The sequence below is a fragment of the Scytonema sp. UIC 10036 genome (assembly GCF_009725235.1).
The window spans coordinates 1-7,275 of sequence record NZ_WJFC01000349.1; the positions used below are offsets into that span (position 1 = coordinate 1).

A 7,275-nucleotide genomic window follows, 5' to 3' on the forward strand; every position below is an offset into this window, starting at 1 on the left:
GTTGTTGGTTGTTGGTTGTTGATTGTTAGTTGTTGGTTGTTAGTTGTTGGTTGTTGGTTGTTGGTTGTTAGTTGTTAGTTGTTAGTTGTTAGTTGTTAGTTGTTAGTTGTTAACCACTAACCACTAACCACTAACCACTAACCACTAACCACTAACACGGAAGACATCGTTTTATTTGTCATGCGAATAATTCTTGCAGGATTGCCTGCAACGACAGCACCTTTAGGAACATCTTTGACAACAACAGAACCAGCTCCAATCACTGCATCATCGTCAATTGTAATTTCACCAAGAATGACAACATTAGCTCCAATATCTACATTATTGCCTATTTTTGGTGAACCACTAATTGACCCATCCAAGAGTTTTTTGTTTCCTATTGTTGTTGAATGTCTGAGAATACAATTGTTCCCAATTATAGTTTCATGATTGATAACTAATCCCCGTGCATGATGTAGTTTTAGTTTTGTTCCAACTTGGGTGTTCCAGGGCAATTCAACACCTAAGAGCCAATCAACAATGAACAGATATATACCAAAGTAAAACTTGGAAATCCAAGAAAAGGGAGTTGGTAAATCACCAAGCTTTTGTGCTATGCGAAACATTAATAATATGAGACGGGATTTTAAGCTTGTGTCTTGATTAATTTTCCAATCTTGTAGTATGTCATTCATGAATTTCTTCATATTCCTCACTCCAATTCCAACCTACGACTGCAAACAAAGCCCACCAGTAGAAAAAAAGAGTTGTATGACTCCAGATATTTTCTGTAATCATTCCAACAGGAAGAGATGCTAGAATAGCTAACAAAATAAAACACAATTCATATTGTCGGCTGTTACGGGGTGCTTGATACATTAATTGAACAAGACGTACTCCCTGAGCTAAGAAAAAGCCTATATAAGTCACAAAACCGAGAATTCCTCCCTCAATTACCGCCCTAATGTAGTCATTGTGGGGTAAGAATCCATTACCAGCGACTTGAACGCTCAAACCCAAACCGTATCCTAAAAACGGATACTCTTGCCATCGCTTGAGTAGTAAATTCCACTGAGAAAGCCTCCAGTTAAAGCTATTATGATCCCCCTCGGACAGGAGTATTGCCCGTGATATGTCAATATCGGGATTGAGAAGGGGTGTGTTAGCAATTGAGGTGAGGCGTTGTTGCCCAAATTCTGAACTGGCAAATAAGGCAATCACGATCCCAAATAGCAATATTCCACCAATCAAATTCAGCAAGCTCAATCTGGGAGCAATCAAAACCAAGACAAAAACAGCAAGCATCATCAAGCTAAATAAGGACTTGGTACTGACAAACAAGCTCGTCAGTACGCCAAGCAATACCAGCCAGCGCCACCGATGCTGTACCCATTTCAGTTTCCACCAGGTTAAACCAATAAATAATAATAAGAAGGTGACAAAGGTATTTGCCATACCGAAAGTCCCTCTGATTCGCGCCCCTTCAGCCAATGCACCGAAACCGCCTCCGCCACCAATTGAAAGCATGGGAGGTAGCAGCGAAGGCACAAACATCTGCATTAACGCTACTGCTACTGGTATGATTAAAGACAAAAAAAGCCCGGAGACTAATTTCTCTGGTGATATTTTATCTTTTAGTTGCATCACGAGTAAGTACACCATTGCCCAAGTTAATAAACGTACCCACTCCCGAATAGCCTCTGATAAAAACGGAGTGCCTAGCCCTAATGCTCCTAATGGTAAAAGTATGACCCACAGACTCTGTATTATCAACCAGCCCACAAAGAACCACCAAAACTTATCAACCTTTACAGGTTGACCTGTTAGTAACTTCACTGTTACATAAAGTATGGTGAGAGCGTCTAGTGCGATCGCAAAAAGAGCTGGTAGTTGTAAAGACGAGAAAGCATCTAGAGAACTACGCAGGATTAATAAACCTATAACTGCTTGCTCGAACTGAGCAAAAAAGTAGAAAAGAATTGGTACTGCACCGAAAGCCAAAATCAAGTATAAGGGCTTGGTGCCAACAAGAAATCCTGTCGCTACACCAACCCCTACACCTGCTAACCCAATCAAGAGACCCAAACGAGCAGAACGACTTGAGCTTTGATGCGTCCACATTGTTACTTAGACCTCGAACTGTTTAAAATATCTCTTCTTCCTGAAGTTGTCAATTGCTTTCGCGGTAGGTAACCGTTCACAGAATACTGGTAGTACTTTTCTGTTTGACTTGTCATTCCATTGACCACAACTCCTAAGATAGGTATACGATTTCGATTTAACTCCGATACACTTCGGGAAAGAATTTCCTTCAGAGTAAAGCCGGGACGTGTCACTAGCATGACTCCATCACTTTGCTTGGCTAGGGTTGCTGCATCAGCACAAGCACTGAGAGGTGGTGTATCTATAATGACTAAATCGTAATTTTCAGCCGCTTCTGCCACCAAAGACTTCATGGCAACTGACTCTAGCAATTGTGAGGGGCGTCCGTGCAACTCGCCACAAGTTAGCACATCCAAATTCTCAATGTCCGTTGATTGCACTGCATCTGCTAGAGATATCTCTCCTTCCAGCACATCGCTCATCCCAGGTTTACCAGATAGATTAAACAGCGTGTGCTGTTCCGGTCTTCGCAAATCTGCATCAATCAACAGTGTCCGCCAAGACAGCATACCCGCTATAGCCGCTAAGTGCGAGGCGACGATAGATTTACCTTCTCCTGCAATGGAACTGCTGACAACAATCACCCGCATCTGTTCGCTGCGAAACTCCAGGGTTTTAAAGAGCATGCGGTATGGTTCAACTAAGCTGACATTGTCTAAGAATCGGCGAGCTGGTTCGAGAACGAGTGTCTTTGAAGGTAGCCGTGGCAGAACTCCTAACAAGGATAGCTTGAGCAAGTCTTCTGCTTCCGATGCATCCCGCAGGGTATTGTCCATCATCTCCAGAAGCAATACTATGGAAGTCGCGAGCAAAGTCGAGAGTGCAGTTGCCAGTACCAACACAACTGAGCGTCTTGGCGATGCGGGTGCAGTTGGAGGAAGGGCTTCTTCAATAATGCGGATATTTCCTACCTGTTGCGCTTCTGCAATCCGTGCTTCTTCGTATTTGCTTTGTAGCAATTTTACAGTCTCTGCCGCTTCTTCTCGCTGGCGGGTAAGAGGAGTCAACTGTTGCTGTTTAATAGGGAGTTGTGCAAGGCGAAGTTGGAGGTTACCGCGTTGAGCTTGAACACTTTTCAGCTTATTTTCTACTGCCGTGCGTTCAATATTATTAGCAATGAGTTGGGCGGAGAGGTTTTGGCTGACCTCGTCGGCACGTACATTGTTTGGAGCAACAGGTTGATTTCCAGAAGAGACGCGATTGAGTCCCTGAAGGTACAAATTCCGAACGCTGTCTCTTTGAGAGAGTAGAGCTTGTACATCTGGATGGCTTTCTGTATACTTTGCTCGGACCTCTGCCAGTTTTGTTTCCAATTCTGTCAGCTTAGTCCGCAACTCTTTCAGTTGTTCGTCTTGACCCCCACGGACAGATGCATAGGCACTTTCGGGGGCTGTGGCATTGGTAATTTGCCGCAGTGATGCATCTTGCGATCGCAACTCTCGAAGTTGAGCAGACAAAGTACGCTCCTGGTTTTCTAAAGTTGCTAAACTATCAACCAAACTCTCACTTTGCTTTGTAAAAGAGATAATACCACTACTTTGCCTGTATTTATTCTCCTTAAGTTCGGCATTCTCTAGTTGCTTGCGTGCCTTTGGGACTTCCGTTTCCAAAAACTTCCGCACGTTAGCTGCTTCTTGGCGGATCGTGTTGGCGCTTTCTTCTTCCATTGCTCGCGCAACAGCATTTAGCAACTGAGCAGCAAGTATTGGGTCTTTCCCTTCATAGCTCAACTGTAGAATATTAGTTGCAGGGACAATTTTCACTCCCAAACCTTTACTCAAGTCTTGAGTTGTGACCTGAGTTGTGCTTTTATGATTATTTTGAAAGATTTGCACGGCGCGGTTTAAAACCCGTTGGGACTTGACTAATTCTGCTGTGTCAGCCAACGGACTGGGACCGCCCGGTGTATTTGAAGATACTTGTGAGATATTGCGACCCAATTCAGAAATGCTTGTTTGGGTGGTATCAAGCATCAATCGGGCTGAGGCTTCATACTGACTGGGCGTAACAGCAAGGTATGCGATCGCACCACCAATTGTAGCCACAAACGCTGCGACAGCAGGCAAACTTCGCCGCTTTAACACTCCTAGAAGAGATGAAACACTTTTTTCCATGACAAATCCTCGAGCAATAGGCAATGGGCATTAGGGATTGACCACTAACCACTAACAACTAACCACTAACCACTAACAACTAACCACTAACCACTAACAACTCACTTCTTACTTAAAACCTCAGCCAACTCTGTGCGATTTTGCTCCAATCGCCTTACAGAAGTGGGTGATTCTAGAAGCGTGTTGTAGAGGTTCAAATTGTCAGTAGTGATGCGTTCCCAGCTATAGTTCAGTTGCACGTGCCTTTTTGCATGCACTGCCATAGATGCTAGTTCTTGAGGATGAGCGATCGCCCAATCCAAAGAGCGAACGCAAGAATCTACACTTCCAGCAGTAAAAAGCGTTCCCCGACTCCCACCCAGTAGTTGCTTGTGAGGGGGAATATCACTTGCCAAAACTGGTACTCCTTCCCGCATGGCCTCCAACATAGCGAGAGGTAGCCCCTCTAGATCGGAAGGAAGAGCAAATAACCCCGCACCCCTAACTATTTCCCATAGACGAGGACCTCGAAGTTCGCCCGCAAATACAATATTTCGATTGTGGGCTATCTTTTCTAATAACTGTGAGGTGAAGGATTTCGTATCGCTGACACCTCCAGCTAAAACAAGTTTCCATCCCAAGGGTTTCAAAGCACTAAAGGCATCAACCAGTAGATCGGGACGCTTTTCCGGTACAAGCCTACCCAGAAACACAACGTAGCGTCCTTTCTCAAGCCCTAACTGACGACCATAACCAAAGTTTGGATCTGACTCACCATAGCTAGCTGGTGCGTTGGGAATATAGACTGTATTTCTGCCATAGGTTTGCAAGAAATAATCTTGCAGTGCATCCGAGACAACAACCAATCCGTGAGCAAAACGCACGGCTGCCTTTTCACCAGTTTGAATGACGCGAGTTGAAACACTACCCCACTTGGCGCGTTGCCAATCCAGACCTTGACAAGTCACAACAATTTTTGCAGAATTGATAACTCTTGGCAAACAAGTAAACAAAGATGGGCCGAGAGCGTGGAAGTGAATTATATCATATTTCTTGGCGCTTGCAGCCACGGCTCCCAAAGCTGAAGTGACAAAAGCATCGACGCCTCTCAAGTTCAAACCCGGTACGGAAATGACTTGCACGCCTTGATAGTCATAGCGGTCAAGCCACGAACAGTCTGTATAAGAACAACGAGCAAATAAATCAACCGAATGCCCTTGTTTTACCATTCGAGGGTAAAGTTCCGCACAGTAATGTTCAATGCCTCCTTGCTTGGGAGGTAAACCTTTTGCACCAATTACAGCAATTTTCATAAGAATTTAGTGTTTACCTGTAATCTGAAATGGGTTAGTAGCGGTCACTTTACATCAAACGTTAAAAGTCAAAAGTCAAAAAACTCCAGCACTTTTAACTATTCACACTTCCACAGCCAAACGCACTTTTTGCTCCCAGCGACTCAACATATCACTGTAAACATCACGAATAACTGTACGAGCTGCATAGGGCTGCGCCGCCCGCACGCAAGCTTCTGTTGGGTAATCCTCTGGATGTATGAGAACTTTGCGTATAGCCTCTGCTATACACGTTGGAGTCCTTTCGGAACAGACAACACCACTTTTAACTCCAAGCAGCTTTGGAGTTTCACCACATTGAGTGGTCACCACTGGTGTCCCACTAGCAAGCGCTTCTAAAACTACCAAAGGCAAACCCTCATATTCACTGCTTAACACGAAAACATTGCAGATACGATGCAACCGTGCAATTTCCTTTTGGGTAACTGCTCCAAGCATTGTAACTTGACTGGATAGCCCCAATTTAACAAATTCTGCACGAACATCTGCTGCTAACTCCCCATCACCTGCAATCAATAGGTGAACATAGGGATCGTTTAATGCAGCAATAGCACGTACAAGTAAAATCGGGTCTTTTTGGGGATGAAGCCGACCGGCAAACAACACAAAACGCGTCTCTTCGGCTAAACCAAGTTGAGATGCTAGTTCCCGCTTTTCAGCTTGACGTTGCTCTCCCGTCAAGGGATAAAAAATTTCATTGTCAAAAGTATTTTTTATGTATCTAACACGGTCTTGCAGGTTGGGGTATCGCTGTTTGTACAATTTGGTTGCATCGGTATTGCAAGAAAGAATTTGGTCAAATTGACGAACTAATAAACCTTCTAGGGCAAAATACGCCGCCGGAAATCTTCGCCAGAGAATAGCTTTCTTGTCACCACTCGCTTGCATTTGTGTCCGAATATCGTTATGTATAAAAAGCGTTTTTTCCCCCTTCCAAGAAAAACTAGCTAGTGTTGGCTCTATTCTGTGAAAGTGCATAAAGTCTGACTCAAAACACTTTCCTAAGAGAGCCGCCGTATATTTCAATGTTGTTGGTATCAAGTTCCTAACATTATCATTCTGCAATGTGAATAAAGGTAGAAAACTGATTTCTTTGCCAGCAAATTCTGCTTGCTGCCATACACCAACAGGTTTTTCCAGACTGTCCCCTGTTCCTACGAGTCTTACTTCAAACTCGATGGGAGCGTACTTAATGAAGGTCTTTATAAGTGTCTGAATTCCTCCGATTGTTGTGTTCCAAGGATTAAATTGGTAAAAAATCGTGAGAACAGGCTTACGCATTATGACCACCTTGCACAGTGAAGTGCAATTGCTCTAAAAGTTTTTTATTTTTTTAGAAAATTTAAAAAAATTTAACCATTTCCTCCTACAAACTAAATAAATTTACGAGTTTTTGCATTCCTCCATTAGTAGTATTCTCATAATTGATTGTAAAAATTTTTTCTTCCTCCCTGTATACTTCTCTGAAGCTCAAACTTTTCTTTACGTATAACACTTAGAAAAACTTTTTACCTAACTAGGAGATGCGATCGCAAGCTGTGTCTCACTAAAATAAATTGATGGCTTTCTTCAACAATCTAGTATTTTCTACCATTAATTTTTGCAACCAAGGTCAAATCTTTACAAAATCTTCATAACCTTTGGCTTTATTTTTACATTATTTATCCGAGAATTAGGCTATATTAGAA

Annotated in this window: 5 protein-coding genes; all 5 read right to left on the minus strand. The window is 43.2% G+C overall.

The genetic code is table 11. The features are described 5' to 3' along the window. Nucleotides 1-137 precede the first annotated feature (137 nt). Nucleotides 138-674, minus strand: a complete 537-nt coding sequence (locus F7734_RS59740; RefSeq protein ID WP_243147637.1) for a serine acetyltransferase — start codon at nt 672-674, stop codon at nt 138-140. After that, nucleotides 667-2,100, minus strand: a complete 1,434-nt coding sequence (locus F7734_RS59745; protein ID WP_155753598.1) for an O-antigen ligase family protein — start codon at nt 2,098-2,100, stop codon at nt 667-669. Before F7734_RS59745 ends, F7734_RS59740 begins: the two co-directional genes overlap by 8 nt. A gap of 2 nt (nt 2,101-2,102) precedes the next feature. Then, a complete protein-coding gene (locus tag F7734_RS59750) occupies nt 2,103-4,256 on the minus strand; it encodes a polysaccharide biosynthesis tyrosine autokinase (protein WP_155753599.1) in 2,154 nt (717 codons plus the stop codon). A 101-nt stretch (nt 4,257-4,357) separates the two neighbouring features. Then, nucleotides 4,358-5,548, minus strand: a complete 1,191-nt coding sequence (locus F7734_RS59755; RefSeq protein WP_155753600.1) for a glycosyltransferase family 4 protein — start codon at nt 5,546-5,548, stop codon at nt 4,358-4,360. A gap of 102 nt (nt 5,549-5,650) precedes the next feature. Next, entirely contained in the window at nt 5,651-6,868 is a 1,218-nt protein-coding gene (locus F7734_RS59760) for a glycosyltransferase (RefSeq protein ID WP_155753601.1), read from the minus strand. Between the last annotated feature and the right edge of the window lie 407 nt (nt 6,869-7,275).